The 24,946-nt window shown below is 41.1% G+C and carries 23 protein-coding genes; 9 read left to right on the top strand and 14 right to left on the bottom strand.

Going from position 1 to position 24,946, the window contains the following annotated elements; genetic code table 11:
• Window positions 1-55 precede the first annotated feature (55 nt).
• A complete protein-coding gene (gene asnB / locus MUG87_RS16895; RefSeq protein ID WP_247083706.1) occupies window positions 56-1,900 on the bottom strand; it encodes an asparagine synthase (glutamine-hydrolyzing) in 1,845 nt (614 codons plus the stop codon).
• Window positions 1,901-2,030: 130 nt separating this feature from the next.
• On the opposite strand from asnB, the gene MUG87_RS16890 reads away from it, so the two are divergent.
• Window positions 2,031-2,582 carry a DUF2777 family protein gene (locus MUG87_RS16890; RefSeq protein ID WP_247083705.1) on the top strand — a complete coding sequence of 184 codons (552 nt, stop codon included), beginning with the start codon at window positions 2,031-2,033 and terminating at the stop codon, window positions 2,580-2,582.
• A 28-nt stretch (window positions 2,583-2,610) separates the two neighbouring features.
• On the opposite strand, the gene MUG87_RS16885 is transcribed toward MUG87_RS16890, so the two are convergent.
• Complete coding sequence (locus tag MUG87_RS16885; protein WP_247083704.1) at window positions 2,611-2,970, bottom strand: YisL family protein; 360 nt, start codon at window positions 2,968-2,970, stop codon at window positions 2,611-2,613.
• Between the two features lie 282 nt (window positions 2,971-3,252).
• Window positions 3,253-4,149, bottom strand: coding sequence for a fumarylacetoacetate hydrolase family protein (locus tag MUG87_RS16880; protein WP_247083703.1), 897 nt, complete (start codon window positions 4,147-4,149; stop codon window positions 3,253-3,255).
• 594 nt (window positions 4,150-4,743) lie between these two features.
• On the opposite strand from MUG87_RS16880, the gene MUG87_RS16875 reads away from it, so the two are divergent.
• The 7 genes from MUG87_RS16875 to MUG87_RS16845 all read left to right on the top strand — a co-directional run bounded on the left by MUG87_RS16875 (window position 4,744) and on the right by MUG87_RS16845 (window position 6,954).
• Complete coding sequence (locus MUG87_RS16875; protein ID WP_247087750.1) at window positions 4,744-4,926, top strand: aspartyl-phosphate phosphatase Spo0E family protein; 183 nt, start codon at window positions 4,744-4,746, stop codon at window positions 4,924-4,926.
• A gap of 96 nt (window positions 4,927-5,022) precedes the next feature.
• Window positions 5,023-5,244, top strand: coding sequence for a spore germination protein (locus MUG87_RS16870; protein WP_124565393.1), 222 nt, complete (start codon window positions 5,023-5,025; stop codon window positions 5,242-5,244).
• A gap of 12 nt (window positions 5,245-5,256) precedes the next feature.
• Complete coding sequence (locus tag MUG87_RS16865) at window positions 5,257-5,472, top strand: spore germination protein GerPB (RefSeq protein ID WP_247083702.1); 216 nt, start codon at window positions 5,257-5,259, stop codon at window positions 5,470-5,472.
• Window positions 5,473-5,495: 23 nt separating this feature from the next.
• Complete coding sequence (gene gerPC, locus MUG87_RS16860; protein WP_247083701.1) at window positions 5,496-6,107, top strand: spore germination protein GerPC; 612 nt, start codon at window positions 5,496-5,498, stop codon at window positions 6,105-6,107.
• 3 nt (window positions 6,108-6,110) lie between these two features.
• The gene (locus tag MUG87_RS16855) at window positions 6,111-6,308 is read left to right on the top strand and encodes a spore gernimation protein GerPD (protein ID WP_247083698.1); all 198 of its coding nucleotides are present in this window, start codon (window positions 6,111-6,113) and stop codon (window positions 6,306-6,308) included.
• Window positions 6,309-6,310: 2 nt separating this feature from the next.
• A complete protein-coding gene (locus tag MUG87_RS16850; protein ID WP_247083696.1) occupies window positions 6,311-6,706 on the top strand; it encodes a spore germination protein GerPE in 396 nt (131 codons plus the stop codon).
• Between the two features lie 32 nt (window positions 6,707-6,738).
• Complete coding sequence (locus MUG87_RS16845; protein WP_124565398.1) at window positions 6,739-6,954, top strand: spore germination protein; 216 nt, start codon at window positions 6,739-6,741, stop codon at window positions 6,952-6,954.
• 102 nt (window positions 6,955-7,056) lie between these two features.
• Here MUG87_RS16845 and MUG87_RS16840 read toward each other — a convergent pair whose 3' ends face one another.
• The 11 genes from MUG87_RS16840 to MUG87_RS16790 all read right to left on the bottom strand — a co-directional run bounded on the left by MUG87_RS16840 (window position 7,057) and on the right by MUG87_RS16790 (window position 24,639).
• Entirely contained in the window at window positions 7,057-7,362 is a 306-nt protein-coding gene (locus MUG87_RS16840; RefSeq protein ID WP_247083694.1) for an HNH endonuclease, read from the bottom strand.
• Window positions 7,363-7,377: 15 nt separating this feature from the next.
• Window positions 7,378-11,013, bottom strand: coding sequence for a helicase-exonuclease AddAB subunit AddA (gene addA / locus MUG87_RS16835; protein ID WP_247083692.1), 3,636 nt, complete (start codon window positions 11,011-11,013; stop codon window positions 7,378-7,380).
• On the bottom strand, window positions 11,010-14,456 hold the full coding sequence (gene addB / locus MUG87_RS16830) for a helicase-exonuclease AddAB subunit AddB (RefSeq protein ID WP_247083691.1): 3,447 nt from the start codon (window positions 14,454-14,456) through the stop codon (window positions 11,010-11,012). Before addB ends, addA begins: the two co-directional genes overlap by 4 nt.
• A 99-nt stretch (window positions 14,457-14,555) precedes the next feature.
• On the bottom strand, window positions 14,556-15,155 hold the full coding sequence (locus MUG87_RS16825; protein WP_247083690.1) for a TVP38/TMEM64 family protein: 600 nt from the start codon (window positions 15,153-15,155) through the stop codon (window positions 14,556-14,558).
• Between the two features lie 208 nt (window positions 15,156-15,363).
• Window positions 15,364-15,954: a competence protein ComK gene (locus MUG87_RS16820; protein WP_247083689.1), complete on the bottom strand. Its 591-nt coding sequence runs from the start codon at window positions 15,952-15,954 to the stop codon at window positions 15,364-15,366.
• Window positions 15,955-16,508: 554 nt separating this feature from the next.
• Entirely contained in the window at window positions 16,509-17,786 is a 1,278-nt protein-coding gene (gene aceA / locus MUG87_RS16815) for an isocitrate lyase (RefSeq protein ID WP_247083688.1), read from the bottom strand.
• A gap of 17 nt (window positions 17,787-17,803) precedes the next feature.
• Complete coding sequence (gene aceB, locus MUG87_RS16810; protein ID WP_247083687.1) at window positions 17,804-19,384, bottom strand: malate synthase A; 1,581 nt, start codon at window positions 19,382-19,384, stop codon at window positions 17,804-17,806.
• A gap of 236 nt (window positions 19,385-19,620) precedes the next feature.
• Entirely contained in the window at window positions 19,621-20,874 is a 1,254-nt protein-coding gene (locus MUG87_RS16805; RefSeq protein ID WP_247083685.1) for a M48 family metallopeptidase, read from the bottom strand.
• A 303-nt stretch (window positions 20,875-21,177) separates the two neighbouring features.
• Window positions 21,178-22,704 carry a fatty acid--CoA ligase family protein gene (locus MUG87_RS16800; RefSeq protein WP_247083683.1) on the bottom strand — a complete coding sequence of 509 codons (1,527 nt, stop codon included), beginning with the start codon at window positions 22,702-22,704 and terminating at the stop codon, window positions 21,178-21,180.
• A gap of 204 nt (window positions 22,705-22,908) precedes the next feature.
• Window positions 22,909-23,895, bottom strand: coding sequence for a lipoate--protein ligase (locus tag MUG87_RS16795; RefSeq protein ID WP_247083682.1), 987 nt, complete (start codon window positions 23,893-23,895; stop codon window positions 22,909-22,911).
• 9 nt (window positions 23,896-23,904) lie between these two features.
• On the bottom strand, window positions 23,905-24,639 hold the full coding sequence (locus tag MUG87_RS16790) for an MBL fold metallo-hydrolase (protein WP_247083681.1): 735 nt from the start codon (window positions 24,637-24,639) through the stop codon (window positions 23,905-23,907).
• A gap of 159 nt (window positions 24,640-24,798) precedes the next feature.
• On the opposite strand from MUG87_RS16790, the gene yhfH reads away from it, so the two are divergent.
• Window positions 24,799-24,933 carry a protein YhfH gene (yhfH, locus tag MUG87_RS16785; RefSeq protein ID WP_247083679.1) on the top strand — a complete coding sequence of 45 codons (135 nt, stop codon included), beginning with the start codon at window positions 24,799-24,801 and terminating at the stop codon, window positions 24,931-24,933.
• Window positions 24,934-24,946 lie beyond the last annotated feature (13 nt).

The raw sequence follows: 24,946 nt of genomic DNA, 5'->3' as shown, positions 1-24,946 counted from the left end.
CATGTTCTGCATACCATATATTCCTATAATAGAAAAAGACAGCCTTATTGGCTGTCTACTCTTTAATAGCTATATTGTAATGCTCAAACCATACATGCATCTGTGCTAAATGAGCAAGCAACTGCGGACCTGTCATAAGCTGCCCGAACCAAGGTACTGTAAATGCATTTCCGCCTGTCGCAATTAAATCATCAAGTTGTTCACGCTTGAAGAACTCATGCAAAACAGAGGATTTATTAGCCAGCAGCTCTGTCAGCCATGCTGTAACTGCTTTTGTATAATGAGGATTATGCGTTTTAGGGTACGGACTTTTCTTACGATATAGCACATCCTCTGGTAACACATCTTCAAGTGCTTTCCGAAGTAAACCTTTTTCACGATTATTGTACATTTTCATGTCCCATGGAATATTCCAAGCATACTCAACCAAGCGATGATCAGCAAAGGGAACACGAACCTCAAGGCTTGCCCCCATACTCATACGATCCTTTCGATCAAGTAGCGTTGTCATAAACCAAACCATGTTCAAATAAAATAATTGACGTCGCTTTGCTTCCAGCGGACTTTCTCCTTCTAAAGCAGGGGTTTCCTGAACCGTCTCTTCATAACGACGCTGCACATACTCACGCAAACGCAATTTTTGCTTCCACTCATCTCTAAGCAAATTCTCACGCGCTTGCGTGGAACGCATCCATGGAAAACTGCCGGACTGTAAGTCTTCTTCTCTATGAAACCATGGATAACCTCCAAAAATCTCGTCCGCACATTCTCCCGATAAACTTACAACAAAATCCTTTTTAATTTCGCGGCAAAACCATAATAATGAAGAATCCACATCGGCCATGCCTGGAAGATCACGTACAATTACCGCTTCTGTTAAATGCCGTGCCAAATCTTCATTTGTAATCACACAACGATGATGATTTGTCGCAAATGTTTTGCTCATTAACTCAATCCACGGACCATCTGAGTTCGGTTGAAAGGTGTTAGATTTAAAATACTTTTCATTGTCTTCATAATCAATAGAATACGTATGAAGAGAGCCCTTTCCCTCTTGCTCATATGCGCGAGCGGCAAAGGCTGTAATGGCACTAGAGTCAACACCGCCGGATAAAAACGTACATAACGGAACATCAGAAACAAGCTGACGTGTAATCGCATCTTCTAGCAAAAAACGGACCTTTGCCACTGTGTCATCAAAGCTATCTACGTGAGTAGTACTTTGCACATTCCAGTATCTCCATACTTTCAAACCGTCTTTAGAAAATATGAGTGCATGCCCGGGGCGCAATTCATTTATACCATGAAATACCCCATGCCCAGGAGAACGAGATGGTCCCAATCCGAGTACCTCTGATAACCCCTCATACGTTACCTCTGCTTTGACATCCGGGTGTGCCAAAATGGCTTTGAGCTCCGATCCGAATAAAAGTCTTTTAGGATCTTCTTTATAAAATAAGGGCTTTACACCTAAACGGTCACGCCCAATAAAAAGCTTTTCCTTTTTTGCATCCCATACAGCAAATGCAAAAATCCCATTCAGATGCACTAAGCAGTTTTCTTCCCATTCCATATACGCAGTTAACAAGACTTCAGTATCAGAATGCCCTTTAAACGTATAACCTCTTTTTAAAAGCTCTTCTCGTAAGTCTTCTGTATTATATAGCTCACCATTATAACAAATGGTATACTCCTGTTCTTTTTGCCGCGTCATCGGCTGTTTCCCGCCTTCTAAATCTACAACAGCAAGACGCTTATGACCAAACGCCGCATGTTGCGTTGTCCATACATTTGTATCATCCGGCCCGCGCTTTGAAAGCGTATGAGTCATTGCCGCAACAGCTTCCTTCTCGGATAATAACGAACGGCCGTAATCAACCCACCCTGTAATGCCGCACATATCCATCATCCTTTCCTTTAAACTTGCAATATGGTCTCATTGTATGCCTAAAACTCCATTTAGGTGCCTGGTTTAAAGGCTCTGGCAATTGTCTATAACAGGGATGAAAGCTATAGAAAGGAGAACAAATATGAAAAAACGCTATCATATTATGTATAATCAACCGCGTGCACACACAGTCGGTAATGTAGAATATATCAATGATGAATGGGTATTCTTTGATGAAGAAACAGATGAAGCTTTTGCGCTCGCCGAAGTCGTACATGACGATTTTGAAATCTTATATCATAATCACTGGTTACCTGCTCGCTTTTATGAAGAGCATATCGTAAAGATTGAAAATCAAATTCATCCGTTACAAGATGGGGAAATGATTCGTGTTCGCAAAAAGCTGCAATACGTCTATAATGAATGGTTGCAAGAGCTACGAGATGATGCTTTAGAAATGTTTGCAGAAACGCTTGCTAAATGGGATTACTCTCTATATGACAGTATTTACTGTCACAACTCTTTATTTTTTCAAGTTGGTCCAGGTCCGCGCCAAGGTGTCAATTTTATCATATATGACAATGGCGAGATGGTATGCGCTTTACAGCACCATTACATCCGAAGCGGAACAGAACAAAAGGATATATTCACATTGACCAAGGTCAATGGTATGACTGTTACTATGACAATATAAAAACGCCTCAAAATGAGGCGTTTTTACCTTAAGAGAAGGGTAAAACCGGCAATTTAAAGCCTAGGTATAGTACGATTGCCAGTGTAATTACAAACAAAATCCAAGTACCAGCTGTACTTTTTTGTTTTTTGGTACGAACGAGAACCATCTCCATGCTACCGATTACCAGAATACCAAGTAGCATTTTAATGCCATACCACATTGCATATGCACCCTTCAAATCGAAGCCTGTGTATAGTATTAATCCCGTTGCTACAATAAGTACATACAACAAACGAGAAACCATGTGCCATATTCTAGCCTTCCCGTTTCCACTGCGATACATTGCATACGTAACTAGAAATAAAATAATTCCAAGTGCCCATGCCGTAATATGCATATGAGTCATGTTTATTCCCCCTCTATTGTTTTACATCGTTCCTATCATATCATGCTAGAGAGAGAGAAAAAACCCTATATAGAAAAACATATTCTTTTAGATAGATGCTCTGTTGCTTTCCGCTCTAGAGGTTTGAATGGTCAGGGACCTTCTCAAGTCTATCAGCCTGTGTGTCTCTTTCCCAACAGTCTAAATGAAAGAAAATAGGGAATGGGTAGCTACAATCAAGGCTTGCCAGGGATGCGGGCTGGGTAAAACAACTAAACATCTAGTAAATACTTATATAGCCCATTACGATTTTACTGTATTTTGTAGTGTACCAATGCCTTCTACTGTCACTTCTATGATATCTCCTGCTTTTAAGAAACGAGGCGGTTGAAATCCTTTTCCAACACCAGCTGGTGTGCCAGTCGCAATAATATCACCTGGCTCAAGTGTCATCCCTTGACTAAGGGTTGCTATAATTTGCGGGATTGAAAATAACATTTCAGCAGTGCTTGCAGATTGTCTGAGCTCTCCATTTACTTTTGTTTCTATGCGTAAACTTTGTACTGCTAAAGCCGATCGATGCACCAGCACAGGCCCCATTGGGCAAAACGTGTCAAAGCTCTTGCCTAGAAAGAACTGTTTGTGACGACTTTGGACATCACGAGCGGTAATATCATTCACAATTGTATAGCCAAATACGTAAGAAAGCGCATCTGCTGCAGCAATACCCTTTCCTTTTTTTCCTATGATAACAGCCAGTTCTCCCTCGTAATCTAACTCCTCAGTCAAATGCGGGTAACTCTGAACATACTCATATTGTCCAACGACAGTAGTTGGAGCTTTCGTAAAAAATATAATATGCTCCGGCGGTGCTGCTCCCATTTCAGCCGCATGATCACTATAGTTTTTCCCTACACAAATCATGTTTTTGCGAGGCCTTGGAATAGGTGCCATTAAACGCACGTCGTCTATAGCGTAGCGACCAATCATTTCTTTCTCTTGTGCCCACGCTACGATTTCCTCTGCCTGTTTTAAAAATACGTCCCCTGCTTCAATACATTCAATCATTGTAATAGGTAGCGTGACTTTACCTGTCATGGCTTTTTGTACTTCACGTAAATGCAAAACGCTATCTCCTACTACTACTCCGACGAATACTTTTTCTTCTTTTTTTGCCGTTACGAATCGCATTATTTTCACACTCCATGTCACAACTTCTCAATACACATTCGCAATAACTTACAAAATTCCTGCTCTATTCGTCAAAATTTGCTACTGCTATTACACAGCAATTATTTTATAGGTTGTTTTTACAAAATTTGTTGTTATGTAACAAGTAGTGGGGAATGGTTGATTTCCGCTCGGGGTTGCTCGCTTTCCGCAGGGCGTGCGGTGAGCCTCCTCGGCTTATAGCCTGTGGGGTCTCACCTGACCCGATGCTCCCGCAGGAGTCTCGCACCTTCCGCTCCAACCAACCTGAAACAAAGAAACCTATCTAAAAACAACAATTTTTTAGAAAAGAGCCATTTTATATAATGGCTGTATTACATTCTGATGTTAATCATTGGCACTTGTTGATCTGTAAATCTTGATAACCCTCCTACACGTTGCACATTCTTCTCTTCTGTCTAGAAATATTGGTTTTCCAATTCTGATTCATCTGCGAATTTTGTAGAACACTCACTTCTTTTATCGAAACGGTTTGTATCCTCCAAAAACACTGTATAATATTGATTAGAAGAAGAGCTGGTGTTGGAGCACTCTGATATGAAGAAAAGGAGTGAATTTGAGTCAATGTTTGAACAAGTAATCGAAAAGAAGCGAGAAAGAATGGAATACTTAGCAGGACGTTACGGACTGACGGCAAAGAAAACAGTTTCCTGTAGTCAGGAATTAGACAAGCTACTCAACGTTGTTCTTGTTCTGCAACTCAATAGCAACACCAACGAGGATATCATTATAGACGCACTCAAATGAGTGTGTCTTTCTCTTTTTGCAAAATTTATACACATTTTTGGGCAAACGTCCATACAATAGTTATAAGAATCTTTCAAATGAAAGGTGTTTTTTATTATGCCTGCAATTGTCGGAAGTGTGAATATCGTCAACCTTGGTTCGAGTGGCGTATTTCATATCGGTGACGTATTTGCTATCCGCCCTATCAGCTACTCAAAAACCTTCGCCGGAGCAGGCTCGTTCAATGTAGGTGAGTCCGTTTCTGTTTACAATTATCAAAGTACAACAAATGTATCGGACAATGACAACATTGATCAACCAATTGCCTTCACCAATTAAGGAGGGATGAATTTGAACGTATATGTGCACCAAAGTATTATTATCAACAACTTACGTGTCGGCAGTGTTACGACTTCCTCTGTCTTTCAAATCGGCAGTGCCGGAACTATCAAATCTCTATCTAAATTTTCCAATACAGGAGAGTTTCTAGAACCGGCGCGCCCTCTGAAGGAGCCAGGACAATTTGTTGCAATTGTTCCTTCAGATGAGCCTACCGGAAATAGCTAGGTTGTATTCCGGGAGGGTTTTCTATGAATCAAGATTGGTTTCAGGTGGTACAACAGTTACAATATACAGTTCAATCGCAACAACAAAAACTAGAGGAACTAGAAAGAGAGTTATATGCCGTTCAAGCCGAGTTAGATAATATCAAAAGAAATCCCCCAACGACTGTAGGAAAGGTAGAATATAAGTTTGACCAATTAAAAGTTGAAAATTTAAACGGGACATTGAATATTGGTCTGAACCCATATGGAGGGGGAAGCGCTATTGAAGATTTCGATGTTGCGACCGAGACGCTCAAAGTAAACCCAGAAACTGAAGTAAATCCGGACTTTTATCAAGACATTATTCAACAAATGAACCGCTATTTGGATCAAGAGGCGTATCACCGCATTCTTCAATTTGAAGCAGATGAGCGCGTACCACTCGATGATATGTATCGAAATATGATGATTGACGACATCCGCAAGCAAATGGAACACCGTCTACCTTATTACTTATCCCAAGTACAAACTTATCCAGAAATTACATCAAACCCCGAATACATGAAAGACATCATTATCCATAATATGAAACAAGATATTGACAAAGCTTTTATGGCATTTATTCAGCATATCCCCCCTCATATGAGAAAGGAGTAAAGCATGCTACAATACACTGTTGTGAATCATGAGATAAAAGTAGGAAATATTCATAGTTCAGGCGTTTCTTCGTCTGGTTTATTTGTAGTAGGAGATATCGATTTCCTCATATTGTCATCTATTCTGGATACACCGCCGGAATCATTGGCTCAAGGACCATTTGTTCCTTCTGTCTTTGATGTTCCGTCAACACCGGCATAACCATGTTTAGACGTTTTTCTGTTGTGCAAGATATAACGGTTCTAACGATGGGGTTCAGCAGTGTTGTGCAAATTGGCGATACCAATACCTTGGAAGTTAAGGCTCGAGCCATTGCAGTGCAAGACGAAAAAGGAGAATTCATTGTGAAAGATCCTCCTTTTTCGTCCTACATTATTTTTCGAGATACAGAAATTACGATTCCCTTACGCGTAAAAGAAACGCGCATGCATGTTATCAATGCTTGTCCATTTATTCATGTCGGTTCAATCTTCCAAAGAAGTATGCTAACCTCAGCATGTTTGCATATCGGATCTTTAGATTATGGATTTGCTAACTCACGCATCTTGCAAATTCGAAAATATGCAGAAAGCTCACCTTCTGAAAAAGACAGCATATAGTAAAACAAAATACATTTACGGCAGGTGAAACTATGCCATCCTTAGTCGGTAACGTTGTGGTCCAAAACAGCAACGGTTCATTTAATTTAGGCGATTTCTACAACGTTTCTCCCAAAGAGAATACAAAAGCTTTTAATGGTTCAGGCGCCTCAAACGTCGGTTTTGTTGTCAACACCTTTAACGGCATTAGTGCCACCAACACATTCGACCCTGACGTAGCAGATCAAAACCAAACAGCCACTGCATAAGAAAAGCAGCGCCTAACCGGCGGAGCTGCACAATAAGAAATGCGGCGTCGGTTCGTTCAGGTGAGGAATCTCAGTTTCTCCACACAAAAAAGGAAGGTATTTCTACCTTCCTTTTTGTTTGCGTTCATTTGATTTTTTTGTTTTAACAAGTTTAGAAGACGGTTGCTTGCGAATCCATTTTAAAAATGACGAGATTTTTTCGTCAGCTTGTAATGCCTCAATCGTATGCAAACGAGCAGCAAGTTCTTCATTCGTGTACAAAGCATGAATTTGTTTATGACAAGCGATACATAAATCCGCAGTCGGTTCAAACGTACCGCCTAACTCCTTTGGTGTTAAATGGTGAACGGTTAATTCCAAGTCATCTCTTTTACAGAGCTCACAAGTGCCATACAATCGTTTTCCCATACTCTCACTCTTTCCTTAATCTAAGGCTAGTATGTGATGACCGTCAAAAAAGTATAAATATTTTTCTTTTACCTGTTTCTTTAAACTTGTTTCAATAGCAGTCGCATATAAATGCAACTGCTTCTCATAGCGTTTTTCCAGCTCCTTACGTGCCTGTTCGAATCCGCGCGGATATTTGCCCGTAATTTTATCCGTTTTAAAATCAATGAGAATAATTCCGTCTTCTTCCTCAATCATACAATCAATTACACCTTGTACAACAACTTTCTCTTCGTACATAGCGCTCCAATCTCGATACGTTTCACTAGCAGCTAGCAGAATAGAAAATGGCACTTCTCGTTCTACATGAGAAGCGACCTTTACACGTTGACCGAGATTCGTACGGAAAAACATCACAATTTCCTCTGGATCAACACTCTCCGCTTGCTCTTCTGTTAATAGCTCACGGTTTACCATGCTAGCTAACTGTTCAGCAACTCTTTCCTTGGTTATTTCTGCATGCAAGTTCACATGTTGCATCACAGTATGCATCGCCGTTCCGCGCTCTGCTCCGGTTAATCCCTTTTTCTCCATAAAACGCGGTCGTTTTTCAATAGAAGAGCGCGGCGCAGATAAGAGGACTTCGTCACTATCTTCATTAGATTCATACTGACGCTTTAAGTCAGAAACAGATTGTTTTGCTCGATATGTGGTAGCATCTCCAAAGGAATATGACCAGCACAAACGCTCTACTATATCAGAATCTTTCGCCGGAACTGGCTTATGCGCTCGCAAGGCAGCAAGAAGTCCTGCATCCTCTTCCGTTTCCGTTCCAAATGGTTGCAATGCATCGGTTGGAATAATCTCGACTTTCCACTTAGCTTCATGCTGATCGATAGCAGCCAGTACTCTATCTCTATCTCCGAATTCCGCCCCTGCTCTGTGTCGCATTAAAGCAGGGCCTAACCAATCAAGATAGGAGGAAGCCTGCGCTCTTACATAGTCAGGAAGAAGCCATTCTTTATGATCGTTCGTTTCAGTCCATTTAGACACAGCACCAGCAGCATCTTTAACTGAGCCTATTAAAATCAGCTTCTCCTTTGCGCGTGTCAGAGCTACATAAAGTACTCTCATTTCCTCCGCAATCAGTTCCATCTTCATCTTTTGTTTGATGGCTATATAAGGTAACGTTGTAAATTTAATTCGCTTTTGCGGGTCAATGAACTGCGAACCAAAACCAAAATCCTTGTGCAGAAGAAAACGATTTGTTAAATCTCTCGTATTAAAACGTCTTCCCATGCCTGCAACGAATACGACCGGAAACTCAAGACCTTTACTTTTATGAACCGTCATGATACGCACTACGTCTTCCTGCTCGTTCGCTACCCTTGCAGCTCCCATATCATCACCGCGCTCTTGCAGCCTTTCAATAAAGCGTAAAAACCGGAATAACCCACGGAAATCACCGGCTTCATATTGCCTTGCCTTGTCCTGTAGCATACGTAAATTTGCTTGTCTTTGCTTTCCTCCTGGTAGACCACCAACAAAGTCATAATAACCAGTTTGACGATATATACTAGCAATCAGTTCTGTGAGGGGGTGTTGACGTGCAAAATCGCGCCATCTCTGTAATGCTTGTAAAAATAAATCTGTTTTTTCGCGGAGCTCTCTTGGTTCACCCGAATACGCAAAGCTTTTCAGCACTTGGTAGAAGGAAGCTTTTTTACCGTGAATGCGTATGGTCGCCAATTCTTCATCCGTCATACCGACAATAGGAGAACGCAATACAGATGCTAGCGGAATATCTTGCTGCGGGTTATCAATTACGCGCAGTACATTTAGCATTACATTAACTTCCGTTGCTTCAAAGTAGCCTGTTGTCAGCTCAGCATATGCAGGAATACCCTGCAACTTAAACTCTTCCATCATTGCAGGTGCCCACGGCATGGAACGTAATAAAATTACAAAGTCGCGATAAGATACTGGACGCATAGAATTATGTTTGCGATCATATATCTCATAACCTGAGCTGATCATCTTTCGAATGCGCTGGGCAATCAAACGTGCTTCTAGTTGGGGATTTTCAAGCTCTTCTTCCTCTTGCGCTTCTACCTGAATGACTAACAGCTCGGCATCCACATCAGAACTATCTGGATATACAGCTCCCGGCTTTAATTCAGCATCCTCATCATATGCAATTTCCCCTACAGCCTCACCCATAATTTGCTTGAACACAAAGTTTGTACCATGTAAAACCTCGGGACGACTGCGAAAGTTTTGTGCAAGATCAATCTTCAGTCCCCCTTCACCCTCATGTGTAAAACGTTTATACTTTCCAAGAAACAGACCAGGTTCAGCTAGGCGAAAACGGTAAATAGATTGCTTAATATCACCAACCATAAATAGATTTCCAGCACTTTCCGTTTCTTTCGTTACAAGGCGCAAGATTGATTCCTGAACAAAGTTTACGTCCTGATACTCATCGACAAGCACCTCCGCAAACAACTCACGATAGTGCATTGCAACAGCAGAAGGAGCATCATTTTCTTGTAAAATCGCTAAGCAAAAGTGCTCCAAATCTGTAAAGTCGACCATGCTTTTAGCACGTTTGACTTGCTGAAACCGAGCAATGAATGTCTGTACCAAATCAGTCAATTTGGCGATAATAGGTGCCATTTCTTTTAAATCGCGCATATAGGCTTCTGGTGACCTGCTAAACCAGTCCTCCGCCATTTTTGCTATGTCGTCTTTTACTTTTTTTCGTAGCTGGTCCGTACGCTGTAGTAGCTCTTCTTCATAATCTGCACGCTTAATACGCGGCAACGTCTCCCACTTCACAGACTTGATTGCTTCATCCATCTCGGTCCACGACGATGCTGCTAGTAACATATCAATTTGCCTAATATCATTCCGAAATACTGCTTCACGCGGAAGTGGTCCACCCGGCCATTGCGTAAGTTCAATTGCCTTTTCCAGATGAGCGCGCAAGCCGCGTAGCTGCAATTGTATACACGCTAACAAATATGATGTATACGGTAATTCGTCTATATGATTGGCTTCTTTGTACAGATCCCTAATGTGTTGTAGCCAGCCCTTTGGGTTAGGATGAGAAGTCGCTTCTCTATGAAAAGCAAGGATCATATCCTGTAAGTCATGATCACTTCGATCACTTGTATAGCGTTCTACAAGATCGAAGAACGGCTCATTTCCTTCCAGACCATACTCCTCTTCGAGCAAGTCGTGTAAGACTTCCTCTTTTAATAATTCAATTTCGGCTTGACTGCCAATGCGAAACCCAGGGTCTACATCAATCATGTAATAATAGTTACGAATTACTTGCAAGCAAAAGGAGTGTAGGGTTGAGATAGAAGCACGTCCCAGCAGATTCAGCTGTTTGCGTAAATGCTGTGAATGCGGCTGCTTTGCAAGCTCTTTGTCCAACGCTTCTGCAATTCTCGTTTTCATCTCCTGTGCAGAAGCATTCGTAAAGGTAACAACAAGCAAACGATCTACATCAATTGGGTTCGGTCCAATTAACTTTTGAATAATGCGCTCAACCAGTACAGCAGTTTTACCGGAACCTGCTGCTGCAGCTACCAAAATATCACTGCCCTCTGCAACAATTGCTTTCCATTGATCATCTGTCCAATGCACATGAGCCGGCTTTATCATCGTTCTCCCTCCTCTCTCATTTTCATTAGCGCTTCCGCCTCTTTTAGAGGACGCAGTATGCGGTACTCATTTTCCTGCAATGATTCATCAAATTGACAAACTGATTTAAACTGACAAAAGCCGCAGGCCACTTTCGTCTTCAGCTTGTACGGTGCAATGTCAATGACTCCTTCTGTAATGCTTGTTCCAATATCTTGAAACGTGCGTCGTACATATTGTTTTAATGTATGAAACTCCTGCTCGCTTGCAACGGATGAATAAGCACTGAAGGTCCCATCCTTTTTTAATCCTGCAGATACAATATCCGAAGAACCTGACGTTAATGAGGCATCCATCAAACGAACAACCTCTGTATCCCCCAGTAATAAACCTTTCATCTTAAACTTGCGTAAAATTTCTCTGTCAATGTCTGCATCCGTTGCATCACCCTTAATCTCCACGACTGGATTATGCACATGAAAATACAGTACTCCCGCCGGTGTAGCCTGCTTATCCTTCACCCATTTCCCGGCATTTTCAATAACAACATCCAAATAGGTAAGCATTTGTAGCGCTAGTCCATAATACACCTCAGTCATGTCGAGTGATTTGGCGCTTGATTTATAATCAATAATGCGTAGGAACGTTCCTTGCTCTCCCTCTGCCATATCAACACGGTCAATGCGACCGACAACCTCCATTTTCGTACCGTTTGCCAGTTGAAAATGAAGCGGCGGCAATGCATCAGCTCCAATACCAAACGGCACCTCAAGATCCACCGGCACAAAGCCGCTCGACTTCGCATGCTCACTAAGTATAAGAGAAGCACGGAAAATAATTTGCTGCAGCTTGTGCTTTAAATAATGATGGCGATTCGAGCTTAATAAAATTTCCTTTTGCAAAAGTGGCGCCAGCACCTCCATGGCTTCCATCGCTAAATGTTCACATTCTGCCCGGCTCAAATCAGCCCAACTCCTGCTTTGCTGCGTTAAACGATCAGCAATACTTTTGAGCGCGGCATGAAAAAGCTCTCCAATATCAGGGGCATCAATTTTAAAAATGTCACGTTCTCGAAGCGCCAGCCCATGCTGTGCAAAGTGAGCATATGAACAACGCTGAAACAGCTCCATACGTGAAACACTGCCTTTAATCGTTTCTCCATAAAGAGCCGAGCTTACGGATTTATGAAGTGGCTTTGCTTCGTTCCGATAAAACAAACTGGAGAGCACACGTTTGCTATGCTCGTGCCACTGCGGCGATTGTACATAAAAATTATATACATCCCACCAAAAAGACAAGTCGGTCTTATAACCGCTTTGCTTCCAAAACTGCAACTGCTGTACCAAATGCGAAAGCGTCATCGCAGGGGTTGTAATATATTCTACTTTCCCCTCTTGTACCTCATTCGTTAGAAACTCTTGTTCAGCGCTTGGGACAAGTGCTTTTAGCTTTTTGAAAAGCCCCGATGGTAGCAATACTTTCCCTTCCTCATCCGCGAATGGACAGCTTATATATAAACGATGAGATGCTCGTGTTAACGCCTGATACACAATAAATTGTTCTTCTAACATCTTTTGCCGTGTTGTTGAAGCGAGCTCTATACCACTGCCCAGCAAGGTCTCTCGTTCCTCGTCAGATAACATTCCTTCATCTGCAGGCAAACCAGGGATTACACCTTCATTCGCGCCAATTAAAAATAGTGCACGCACATTTGCCAAGCGAGAACGGTCTATATTAGCAATTAATACTTGATCAAGAGAAGGAGGAATGTTGGCAAAGCGCAATGAAGCAAGACCTGTAGACATCACTTCAATGAAAAGCTGCAGTGACATATTCTCATCACCAAGCATTTCTACATATTTATCCAACAAGTCAATCACAGCATGCCATACTTGTTCATGGTCATTAGCAAACAGCAAGTTTCCTTCTTGTTCTGCTTTCTTTCGCATTGCCTCTAGCTTTCTTGGCACACGAAGCTCTTCCAAAAATAAATATATAGCTTCACACATCTTGCGTACAGATTTTGCACGCTTCAACCGCTTTTGCAGCGTAAAAATAGGTTTTACTACTATATCCCGTAAGTTATTCATACGCTCTTCTGTCTCGCGTTCATTATCGGTTTGCAATGTTGTCTCTAAAGAACGGTAGCGCCTATACACCCATCTCTCACCATTTGTCCACTTTTTACCTTGCATACCATAAGCAAGACAATAATTCTCAAACGCATCCATTTCTTCTCTAAGCTTTAACAAATGAGAGCGACGAGGAAACAACAGTTCGGTTTTGATACAGCGAAAGACCGCTTCATAGCGCCAATTCCCCTCGATCACCTCCAGTGCAGAACGAATTAGTTCTACTACGGGATGGTGTAACATCAAGCGTTTTTCATCAATGAAAAACGGGATTTCATTTGCTGTAAAAAGCGATTTTATGCTGTCATCATAACTTGCGCCGTTCCGCAACATCACGGCGATATCACGATAACGGTAATCTTCTTCTCTTACAAGTCTTCGGATTTCCCGCGCGACACCTTCAACCTCAGCTTGTCGGTTTGCAGCAGTATAAATTGTTAAATTACTGTTCCCAGCAAAATATTTCGGCGGAATAGATTCAAAATATTTCTCGATATGAGCAAGCGACGCACTTCCTTTGAAACGGTGTTGCTCCTCCAGCACAATGCTGTTGGCCTCAATTCGTAAATCGGCTGCTATTTTCATAAGCCGTTCATATGTGCGCGCTGTTGTGTAAAATAAGTCCAGCTCCTGCTTTTGCGGCGCATCAAGTACGAGTGTAACCGTAAGTTTGGCGCCATGTTGTAACATCCGCTTTAACACATTGAGCTCCTGTGGTAAGAATGTATGAAAGCCGTCCGCATATATAATTGCATCTTTCATGTAAGAAGATTGTGGAAGCTTTTCAGCAAGAAGCTTAATATAATCCTCAGAGTCTAAATATTTTCCGATAAGGGCACGTTCAAAATCTTCATATAACAGCTGTAGATCGTGTATTTTGCTGGCAAGAAGTGGAGCATGCTTAGCTTCAGCTTCTTGCCATACCCCATACATATCTGCCGGTGTTACATTATGGCGTTTCAATTCAGCAATCATGCCGCCAAGCTGTTCAAAAAAGCCATTTTGCTTTGCGGCTTTTTGAAAGACACGCAGCTCACCTTTACGGCCTTCCACAATTTTACGAAGAAGCATATTTACACCCGCTTCATCAATATGAAGCCTGCTTGCTCCACCGGTCTCCTGAAGCACCTTCCAAGCAAGTCGTGAAAAGCTGAATACCTGTGCTCGGATAGAACTCCCTAGTGCCTGCTGCGCCTGGAATGACATTTGTTCAGGTACTAAGTAAATAATACTTTCCCCTTTTGGTCTTTGATTGAGCTCCTCATGCATTTCTCGTAGGCATAGGGCACTTTTACCAGTTCCAGCTCGTCCCAATACAATACGCAATGACATATACAACCACCTTTCTGAACTTCTATATAAAAGAAGGATATTCGACATACTCGAACACCCCTGCAACCCAGTTTTTACATATTTAAGAAGAGATTCGTGCTACTCTTTTCCCAGCTCAAGTCTTATTTCGATTTTCTTACCTATATACCATAAAACAAACACAATACCAGCTACAATTAATGTTTTGATCGGCTTTTTGACAAAAGAGAATATATCGTAGCCAATATAACTCATACCTAAAATCATGACTACTTTCCCGAGTAACAGAGCAAGAACGAATTGTTTCTTGCTAATCCTTGAAAGGCCAGCAACCACATTGATGAGTGCCGATGGAGAAAAAGGTAAACAAAAAAGTAGAAAAATGGGTCCGAATCCCTTCCGCTCAATCCAGCTCATAGATTTACGAACCTTTGGATGACGATTGACAAATCCAAAAAACCGATGTCTTCCAAAGCTCCGAATTAGTAAAAATAGCAACAATGAGCCGATACAGGAACCGAGCCAAGAATAAAAAAAACCTCCCCAAAGGCCATATGCTGCAGCGTTTGCCATAATAAATGCAAACAGAGGTAAAAATGGTAAAAATGCTTCAAGCATCGGAAGCAAAATACCAGCCATCGGTCCAAAATTCCGATAGCTTTGTAGTAGCTGTTGCATATTTTCAATTGTGAAGTATTGCTGTATTGTTTGAAGCTCCATGTACAGTACTTGGCTCCTTTTCCTTAAATATACTCATTCACAAATAAATTAGTTCCTTCTATATACATTGTATCATTTTTTGTCCATTTTCTTAAGTAATAATACACCTGTACCTACATGAAAAAACTTTGCCCAGCCATAGAGCAAAGTTTTTTCATGCACTGACATTCCTATGTACAGAGCTATACACAACATTCGCAAATGAAAATCAATCTTTCCAATCCGATAAGTAAGTACTCTTTCCTTTCTGATTGCCTAAAAGCTCTTCTGCCTCTAAGACCACAAGATAAGGAAATTTACGACGCTCCCTGCTATTTTCGTATACAGAGCGGAGCTGTGCTGTTCGATTCAATTGATTGGTGAAGGATTGATGAGACATAGGTAATTTAATCGTCTGTCCATTAATAAATTTCAAAAGTAGGGTCTTAGGTGAGAGGGGTTTACTTTTTGCAGCATGTGAATGAGAGATCCAAGCACAATCTTCTCTTGTATAAGATGTTGTAGGAAAATAATATAACCGATCATGAATAACAATAGGAGCTTTATTGACGGTTCCGATTAACTCACGAGTTCCTTCAATTCTGCCCTCTAGGCTGGAGCCATAAGAGCGACAACTCGTCTTTATAATATCAACAGGTTCTTGTAAGATATAGATTACTTGTTCTTCTTCGATAACCATTGAAATAGTTGGTTTTCCCACCCTTGTTACTGGCAACACAGCTATCGTGTCTTTATTTATAATATAGCTGTCTGCACATCTCACAAGATCCTCATCTTCAAAACGTTCCTGTCTTGCCATGTTACTCACCTCATTAACAGTTTAGTAATCAATCATTTTATCAACCTCTTAATCATTAAATAAATATATTAGGAAATAAAAATTCGAAGGTTATTATCTAAACAAAAAAAGTGTATTTGTCTTTCGCAGTCATAAAAGCCCTAACTAATTATTCTACAAAACAGATACAAGTACAATGTTTTGTTGTATTTACCCTATAAATAATCCTTCGAATTTTAACCATTCTTCCTAAAGAGTTCCTCCTTTTTTATAGAATGGGCTTTACATAAAAAATCCTACCATACAAAACCCACTTTATGTAAAAGTTTTCAATATTTTAACATCTTTATAACGTTATATAAAAAATATAAAAACTAACATAACGTTTTAACATAAACTTAAAAAACGACAACATCCGAGCTTTTATGCTTTCTTTTTTATTTGGCTCTATTAAGAGGTGTTGCTGATTTCCTTTACAGGGATTCGCTTTCTGCGTGTTCTCCCTTACTCCCATCAACAAATGCTAATTAACACAGCCTATATAATAAAAGCAGCGCTCACGGCGCTGCTTCACATTACTTCGCAAATTGTTCTTCTTCTGTAGAACCTTTTAATGCAGTTGTAGATGATGTTCCTCCGGTTATTACCTGCGCCACTTGATCAAAGTAACCTGTTCCCACTTCACGCTGATGACGCGTTGCCGTATAGCCATGCTCCTCTGCAGCAAATTCTGCCTGTTGCAGTTCAGAGTATGCAGCCATCCCGCGCTCCTTGTATCCGCGTGCTAATTCAAACATACCGTAATTCAAGGAATGGAAGCCAGCTAGCGTAACAAATTGGAATTTATAGCCGTATGTTGCAATTTCTTTTTGGAAGTTCGCAATGGTTTCATCATCTAGCTTCTTCTTCCAATTGAAAGATGGAGAGCAGTTGTAAGCAAGCAGTTTTCCTGGGAATTTTTCATGAATAGCCTCAGCAAAACGCTTCGCATCCTCTAAGTTCGGTTCAGATGTTTCGCACCAAATTAAGTCTGCATATGGTGCATAAGCAAGACCTCGCGCAATCGCCTGGTCAAGGCCAGCTCTTGTACGGAAAAAGCCCTCCGGTGTTCTTTCACCTGTAATAAACTGCTGGTCAGCTGGATCAATGTCACTTGTAATCAAATCCGCTGCATCCGCATCTGTTCTCGCTACGATGATTGTCGGCACGTTCATCACGTCTGCCGCTAAGCGCGCTGCAATTAAGTTACGCACTGCCGTTTGTGTTGGTAATAATACCTTTCCGCCAAGATGTCCGCACTTTTTCTCGGAGGAAAGCTGGTCTTCAAAGTGAACGCCTGCAGCTCCCGCTTCAATCATTCCCTTCATTAATTCAAATACATTAAGCTGACCGCCAAAGCCTGCTTCTGCATCCGCAACAATTGGTACGAAATAATCTACATCGGCGCTGCCTTCCATATGTTGAATTTGATCCGCACGCTGCAGTGTTTGGTTAATACGCTTTACCACAGCTGGTACACTATTAGCAGGATATAGACTTTGATCCGGATACATATGACCGGACAAGTTCGCATCCGCAGCTACCTGCCAGCCACTCAAGTAAATTGCCTTTAAACCAGCCTTTACTTGCTGCATTGCTTGATTTCCTGTTAAGGCGCCTAATGCATGAATATAATCCTCCGTATGCAAGCTGTTCCATAGTTTTTGCGCACCGCGGCGTGCAAGTGTGTGCTCAATTTCAATTGAACCGCGCAGACGAAGCACATCCTGCGCTGTATACGGACGCTCAATGCCTTTCCATCGTGGATCTAGCTCCCAGCTTTCTTGTAATTGTTGTGCTTTTTGATTTATCATTCTCATCCATCTCCCTTTTATAATAGTTCGTATCCAGGCAACGTTAAAAATTCTACAAAGTTATCATCCTGTACCAAAGCTGTGAACAACCGAGATGCTTGTTGCAGTTTATCTGGTTCATACGCACCTTCTCGCTTAATCTTCTCTACTTCTTCCTCCTGATATTGCGCAACCAATTCCATTGTAATGTTGGTGCTATTTTCAAAGCGTCCTTCTGGATGACGTACCCATTGCCACACCTGGGCGCGAGAAATCTCGGCTGTTGCTGCATCCTCCATTAGGTTATGGATAGGTGCCGCTCCCCTGCCACTAAGCCATGACGCAATATACTGAATGCCGACATTAATATTCGTCCGCAGCCCTTGTTCCGTAATAGTACCAGTTGGCACTCGCAGTAACTCTTCCTCCGTTACATGTACATCTTCTCTTTTTCTATCAATCTGATTAGCGTTTGGCATAACCCGATTAAAAACTTCCAATGCCACAGACACAAGGCCTGGATGCGCTACCCATGTACCATCGTGGCCGTTGTTTGCTTCTCTCTCCTTGTCAGCCCGAACCTTTTGGAAGGCTTCTTCATTCGCTTGTGGATCATTTTTAATAGGAATTTGGGCTGCCATCCCACCCATTGCCGGGGCATTGCGGCGATGGCATGTTTGAATGACACGTAGACAATACGCCTCCATAAACGGTGCAGTCATCGTTACCTGCGCTCGATCAGGCAGCAGAAATGCTTCGTGCTTCGCAAATGTTTTTAAATAGCTAAAGATATAATCCCAGCGTCCGCAATTGAGCCCCGCTGAATGCTCGCGTAGCTCATATAAAATCTCATCCATTTCAAATGCGGCATGAATGGTTTCAAGCAGAACCGTGGCTTTAATAGACCCTTTAGGGATACCGATGTATTCCTGCGCATAGATGAACACGTCATTCCAAAGGCGCGCTTCTAGATAGCTTTGCAGCTTCGGCAAGTAAAAATAAGGTCCGCTTCCGCTTGCCAAAAGTGTTTTGGCGTTATGAAAGAAAAATAAACCGAAGTCAAACAAACTGCCAGATATTTCTTCACCTTCAATCAACACATGCTTTTCGTTTAAATGCCATCCGCGTGGTCTCACTAAAAGAACCGCTGTCTTTTCATTCAACTTGTACTCTTTTCCATTTGAACTGACAAATGAAATGGTACGATTCACTGCATCACGTAAATTTACTTGTCCATCTAGATTGTTTTCCCACATCGGTGCATTAGCATCTTCAAAGTCGGCCATAAACATACGAGCGCCAGAATTCAATGCATTAATAACCATCTTTCTGTCTACGGGCCCTGTTATTTCCACACGACGATCTTGCAAATCTGCAGGAAGAGGTGCAATCGTCCAATTGCTATTTCTAATATGGGCTGTTTCCGGCAAGAATGTCGGAAACACACCTCGGTCAATTGCTTCCTGCTTTTCCTTGCGCTTTTGAAGCAGCTCTTTTCGCCGGTCATTGAAGTTTTCATGAAGAGCCTTCAAAAATTTAAGTGCTTCTGGTGTCAAAATATCAGAATACCCAAGCGATAGTCGCCCTGTGATGGACACTCCCGATGTTTGTGTCGTCATCTCTGTTTCCCCTTTCTGTTTTATAACAGTTTTAATTTCTAATACATATTATATAACAAACTTTCTGAAAAGGAAGATATTTTTGAATTTTTTCAGTGAAAGTACAGAAAAAGCTACCAAAGTTTATTGAAAGCGTTTTCTTTAATAAATTCTGTATTACAACAGAAAAAGACGATCCTATAGGATCGTCGCCTGGAAACTACCTCAAACTGTCACTGGCAACTTATGTTAGTATGCTATTTCTTCTCATACTGCTCCAAATATTGAATGCGTTCTAAAATAGTCGGATGTGTATACAAGAAAAGTTTCACAAGTCCTGGTGGATTGACTTGACTTAAACTTGTTTTAGACAAATTTTGAAACGTCATGACCGCTGCTTCATTGTCGTTCGTTAGCTCCATCGCATATGTATCTGATGCGCGTTCCTCTGCACGCGATACATAATTCATCGCTGGGCTTGCAGCGAACGATAATACAGATGACAAGAGAAAAAACAGCGGCAGTACGGAAAAACTGCTGATAGATGGAATGTGAAAGATATGACCAAATCTCCGAATTGTACGATTGATTAAGCGGCTAATCAGATACAGACCAACAAATGATAATGCAATGGAACCTGCGAGCGCCCAATAAATATGTTTTTTTACGTAGTGCGCCATTTCATGCGCCATAATAAATAAAATCTCATTCTCGCTCAACTGTTTGAGTGTCGTATCCCACAAAACAATTCTTGAATTAGATCCAATTCCTGTTACATATGCATTTAACGCATTCGTCTTCTCTGACATGTTTACTTCATATACATGACTTGCAGGAATATCTGCTTGTTGTGCTAATTTCAAAATTTTAGTTTCTAACTGTTTATTCTGTAGCGGCTGAAAATCATTGTACAGCGGATCTATAAAAACCGGCTGAATAAAGGTCATGAAAATCGTGAATGGCACTGATAAGCACCATGCGTACAACCACCAGCGCTCGCTTCTTTTCATCAACCAAAGCAACACTGCCACAATAACAAACATAAAGACAAAATTCACCCAAAAATCAATAATATGGTCCTTCACCCAACTTGCAGTTGTTTGCGTTGAGATCTGGTAAAACTTCGATATCCGATAGCCTATCCACTGAAATGGAAGTGCTAGTGCTGTTGTTAACAGTGATAAGTAAAATAAATAAACACCAATTTGCAGAATCTTAGGCTTAGCACTTTGCTTTGCCCATTTTTCAAAGTTACGAGATATACCAAGGACTAAGATTAACAGCAGAACCAGCCACTCAAATGGGGTAGCAAGAAAGTACAGCAAATATTTAATACGCGAAAAATCCTGGCTTAAAACTAGCTCACGCTGACTCATAAATGTTGCCGGATCCGCACTAGATCCCTTATATATCTCAGGAATTGCTGTGCTCGTTCCATAAAACAAATACCAATATATGAACAAGCCAAAACCAACATACAGAAAAAGCGACCAACCGATAACTTTTTTCATTCTTCCCCTCCTTGATGTCCAAACTCTCTCTATTACTATTGTAGTTGTTGTCCACTAAATTAGAACAAGCTCGGGAAAGTTCATGAAATATTCACTCTCCTCCTGTTATCCTCATGCATGAGGACAACAGGAGGAGAGTTGGGATGAAAAAACTGTACATACTTCCAATACATATCTTCTGGATGATAATAATCGTTTAATTAAAATGTTTGGGCTGGGCGAGGAAAATTTTAATCAAAACAAAGTATTAAAAGCAACTCAAGCGCAACTATAAAGGCGACTGAAATAATCAGCCGCCTTTTCTTATACTCTAACTTCTTCTTTTAATGCTCGGCGCAAAATTTTGCCTGTTGTATTCTTTGGAAGCTCTTCTAAAAATTCAATTGAAGACGGAACCTTATACTTCGCAAGGTGCTGTGCGCAATATGTAAGCAATTCTACTTTACTGACTGAAGCATCATTCATTACTACGTATGCTTTTACAGCTTCTCCCAGATTATAATCAGGGATGCCCAGAACCACAGCCTCCATAACTGCCGGATGCTTATAAAGAACCTCCTCCACCTCGCGTGGATAGACGTTATAACCACCAACAATAATTAAATCCTTTTTGCGATCTACAATATAAAAGTAACCTTCTTTATCCATGCGAGCCAAATCTCCTGTATATAGCCAGCCGTCACGAATTGTTGCAGCTGTATCTTCAGGCATTTTGTAATATCCTTTCATGACGTTTGGGCCACGGACAATTAATTCACCAACCTGACCCGGCTTTACTTCATCACCCAGCTCATTGACAATTTTATTTTCAACATTTATGATGTTTGTTCCTATTGAGCCAGCTTTACGCGGGCGGTCTAACGGATTAAAACATGTAACCGGAGATGCCTCTGACAAACCATACCCTTCGGAAATCATCACATTAAATTTCTTTTCAAAGTTTTCAAGCAACGCGACTGGTAACGATGCTCCTCCTGAAATACATAGACGCAGCGTTTTCCAATCATCAGGATTTCCTTCTGGATACTGAAATAAGAAGTTGTACATAGTAGGTACTCCGGCGAATACAGTTGCCTCATAGCTGCTTACGACGCGAAATACTTCTTTTGGACTAAATTTCGGTATGATTAAAACCGTAGCACCATTTACGATTGGTGCATTTAAAGAAACAGTTAAACAGAATACATGGAACATAGGCAGTGCCGCTACTACTTTATCATGCTCCGTATACTGTAAATAAGAAGCTACATCACTGGCATTGCTGTACAAATTTCGGTGCGTTAGCATAGCTCCCTTCGGTTTTCCTGTCGTACCGGACGTATACAAAATGATTGCCGTATCATCATCTTTTAACTCCGGCATCGGAAGTGAAAAATCGCCTGCAGCAATTACACTTGTAAACGATTTCATTTTTTCTGTTTCCACAACTTCTGTTTCGGACGTTGGACATACAATAATATGCTCCACGCCCGGTAACGTCGGTGCAAGATGCTGCATCACCGATAACAATACATCAAGTCCAATAATCGTTTTCACATCACCATTTTGCAAAATATACTGAATTTCATCTGGTGCGTAAATTGGATTAATTGGAATGACAGTTGCACCAACACGCATTGCTCCGTAAAGACCGATAACAAAATACGGTGAATTTCCCAGCAGCAACGCCACGTGATCGCCCTGCTTTACCCCTAGCTTAGACAAACCGCTTGCAAATTTCGTAACAGCGCCACCTAACTCCGCGTACGATGTGGCTTTATCTCCAAAGATATAAGCCGGCTTTTCTCCCTTCTCCCTTGCCGTCTCTAACAGTGAGTGAACGAGATTCACAGAGAAGCCCCCTTTTTATAAAAATTATAAAAATTCAAATATATTATAATTGATTGAAAATTGATTAAGCAAGGGAAATTTGTTTTGCAGGAAAATAAAAGCAATAAAATGTAAGCTTTTTAAGCATTTTAGGTGGTATGGCCAATTTACTTGTCAATTCAATAAAAAGCAAACCGGTCATCGCAAATGACCGGTTTGCTTGGTTTAAAAGAATAAGGAAACAAACTCTTCTTTTGTTATATCACCAAAATAACGTTGTATATCTATGTTTGCTAAAGCTGCTTCAAAATCTTCTTTAGCAAACTTTCGTCCCTGTAAGGTTTGCTCTAAATCCTGTACATCCCCAACTCCAAAAAAGTCACCATAAATTTTACATGTTTTGACGATGCCTTTTTCTACTTCCAAACGCACATCAACCTGTCCAATTGGGAAGCGATGTGAGTGCTGCACATTACATCTTGGAGATTTACCATAATTCCAATCCCAGTTCCGATAGCGCTCCTCAGCCAGTTTATAAATCTCTTTCCAATCAGCATCTGTAAGCTCATAGGAGGGAATATTCTTCGTTTGAAAGATTGTCTCAAGTAATAGCTGCCTAAATTGTTCTATCGTCATATTCTCTTCTAAAAACTCGCTAATATTTGCAACACGACTGCGAATGGATTTAATTCCTTTTGATTGAATTTTATCCATTTTCACGTTCAATGCACCTACAACATCTTCAATATGAGAATCAAACAGTAAAGTACCATGGCTAAACATTCTTCCCTTAGTAGAGAATTGCGCATTACCGGAAATTTTTCTGCCCTCCGCCAAAATGTCATTGCGACCGCTCAATTCGGCATGTACACCAAGTGCTTGCAACGCTTCAATGACTGGCTCAGTGAACTTTCTAAAGTTATGAAAACTTTCCCCATCATCTTTCGTAATAAAGCTAAAATTGAGGTTACCTAAATCATGATACACCGCGCCGCCCCCAGACAGTCTGCGCACAACGTGAATACCTTTTTCTCTTACATAGTCCGCATTAATCTCTTCCGCCGTATTTTGGTTTTTGCCAATAATAATAGATGGTTCATTAATATAGAACAGCAAGTACGTTTCATTAATGTCTAAGCTTTTCAGACAGTACTCTTCGATTGCCAAGTTAATTGTGGGGTCTGTAATCCCTTTGTTGTCGATAAATAACATACGTTCACCTCATACATTCCAAATATAACCGCTTCGTGCCAGTTCAATAGGCCCATCATACACAACGCGTGCTTCCTGTACCAAATCAGCTACATTGCCAGCATGCGGCAAATGCGTCAGCAGCAGCTGCCCTACTTTTGCCTCCTGTGCAATCTGACCAGCTTCTGTACTATTTAAATGTCCTGCATCTTTCCCGTCCTGATGTGCATACATATTGCATTCGCAAATAAATAAGTCTGCTCCTTTTGTGAACGGCGCCAACTCAGGTAAGTAGCTTGTATCAGCTGTATATACAATCGTACTTGTTCCTGCTGTAATTCGCATCGCAAAGCATGGTACAGGATGCTTCGTTGGCAGAAATGTAATCGTAAACGGACCAATTTGTAGCTCTTCTTCTGGGTTGTACGCCATGCCTGCTGTATAAGGGGCATGTGTTAAAGACGCAAAACCTTGTTGATCCAATTGATGTCCGTAAATCGGTAAAGTAGGGAGCTTTTCCCCATTAAAAAATTGGATGAGGCGCGCATATTGTAAAACCCCAATATCTGCAATATGATCGTGATGATAATGCGATATCACCACAGCATCTAGCTCATCTACACCTATGTATGTTTGCAATTGTGACAGTACACCGCTGCCACAATCAATAAGCAATTGAAATCCCTCATACTCCAACAAATAACCTGATGTCGCTTCTCCAGCTTCTGGATAACCACCCCAAAAGCCCACAACTGTAAGTTTCATTTGCTCACATCCTCTCCTTTTCAGTTTTTACAATGCCCTTTAACTATAATCGTTTTACAGGACATTTTCATCATTTTTTAATTTGTTATAAAACAGATGTTGACTAAATATAATTGTATTAATACAATAGAAATAACAAAATGAATGGGGGAATCGTTCATGTTACAAAATCCAATGGAGTTTTTCAGAAATTTACCGCCAAAAAACTGTTGCAAGTGCGGTAAAGAGATTGATGAACAACACGAAGCGTACCACAATCAATGTGAAGACTGCATTCATACAGGAGAATGCTGATTATAGTAAATCT

This window comes from Ectobacillus sp. JY-23, from assembly GCF_023022965.1.
Classification (GTDB): domain Bacteria; phylum Bacillota; class Bacilli; order Bacillales; family Bacillaceae_G; genus Ectobacillus.
Note: the sequence above shows the minus strand (reverse complement) of the source record. Positions and strands in the feature narration are given on the sequence as shown.

Excerpts from the sequence above, each read along its gene's own strand:
- asnB (WP_247083706.1), bottom strand. The coding sequence starts at position 1,900 with ATGTGCGGCATTACAGGGTGGGTTGATTACGGCCGTTCGTTATTATCC.
- MUG87_RS16890 (WP_247083705.1), top strand. The coding sequence starts at position 2,031 with ATGAAAAAACGCTATCATATTATGTATAATCAACCGCGTGCACACACA.
- MUG87_RS16885 (WP_247083704.1), bottom strand. The coding sequence starts at position 2,970 with ATGACTCATATGCATATTACGGCATGGGCACTTGGAATTATTTTATTT.
- MUG87_RS16875 (WP_247087750.1), top strand. The coding sequence starts at position 4,744 with ATGTTTGAACAAGTAATCGAAAAGAAGCGAGAAAGAATGGAATACTTA.
- MUG87_RS16870 (WP_124565393.1), top strand. The coding sequence starts at position 5,023 with ATGCCTGCAATTGTCGGAAGTGTGAATATCGTCAACCTTGGTTCGAGT.
- gerPC (WP_247083701.1), top strand. The coding sequence starts at position 5,496 with ATGAATCAAGATTGGTTTCAGGTGGTACAACAGTTACAATATACAGTT.
- MUG87_RS16855 (WP_247083698.1), top strand. The coding sequence starts at position 6,111 with ATGCTACAATACACTGTTGTGAATCATGAGATAAAAGTAGGAAATATT.
- MUG87_RS16850 (WP_247083696.1), top strand. The coding sequence starts at position 6,311 with ATGTTTAGACGTTTTTCTGTTGTGCAAGATATAACGGTTCTAACGATG.
- MUG87_RS16845 (WP_124565398.1), top strand. The coding sequence starts at position 6,739 with ATGCCATCCTTAGTCGGTAACGTTGTGGTCCAAAACAGCAACGGTTCA.
- MUG87_RS16840 (WP_247083694.1), bottom strand. The coding sequence starts at position 7,362 with ATGGGAAAACGATTGTATGGCACTTGTGAGCTCTGTAAAAGAGATGAC.
- addA (WP_247083692.1), bottom strand. The coding sequence starts at position 11,013 with ATGATAAAGCCGGCTCATGTGCATTGGACAGATGATCAATGGAAAGCA.
- addB (WP_247083691.1), bottom strand. The coding sequence starts at position 14,456 with ATGTCATTGCGTATTGTATTGGGACGAGCTGGAACTGGTAAAAGTGCC.
- MUG87_RS16825 (WP_247083690.1), bottom strand. The coding sequence starts at position 15,155 with ATGGAGCTTCAAACAATACAGCAATACTTCACAATTGAAAATATGCAA.
- MUG87_RS16820 (WP_247083689.1), bottom strand. The coding sequence starts at position 15,954 with ATGGCAAGACAGGAACGTTTTGAAGATGAGGATCTTGTGAGATGTGCA.
- aceA (WP_247083688.1), bottom strand. The coding sequence starts at position 17,786 with ATGATAAATCAAAAAGCACAACAATTACAAGAAAGCTGGGAGCTAGAT.
- aceB (WP_247083687.1), bottom strand. The coding sequence starts at position 19,384 with ATGACGACACAAACATCGGGAGTGTCCATCACAGGGCGACTATCGCTT.
- MUG87_RS16805 (WP_247083685.1), bottom strand. The coding sequence starts at position 20,874 with ATGAAAAAAGTTATCGGTTGGTCGCTTTTTCTGTATGTTGGTTTTGGC.
- MUG87_RS16795 (WP_247083682.1), bottom strand. The coding sequence starts at position 23,895 with ATGTTATTTATCGACAACAAAGGGATTACAGACCCCACAATTAACTTG.
- MUG87_RS16790 (WP_247083681.1), bottom strand. The coding sequence starts at position 24,639 with ATGAAACTTACAGTTGTGGGCTTTTGGGGTGGTTATCCAGAAGCTGGA.
- yhfH (WP_247083679.1), top strand. The coding sequence starts at position 24,799 with ATGTTACAAAATCCAATGGAGTTTTTCAGAAATTTACCGCCAAAAAAC.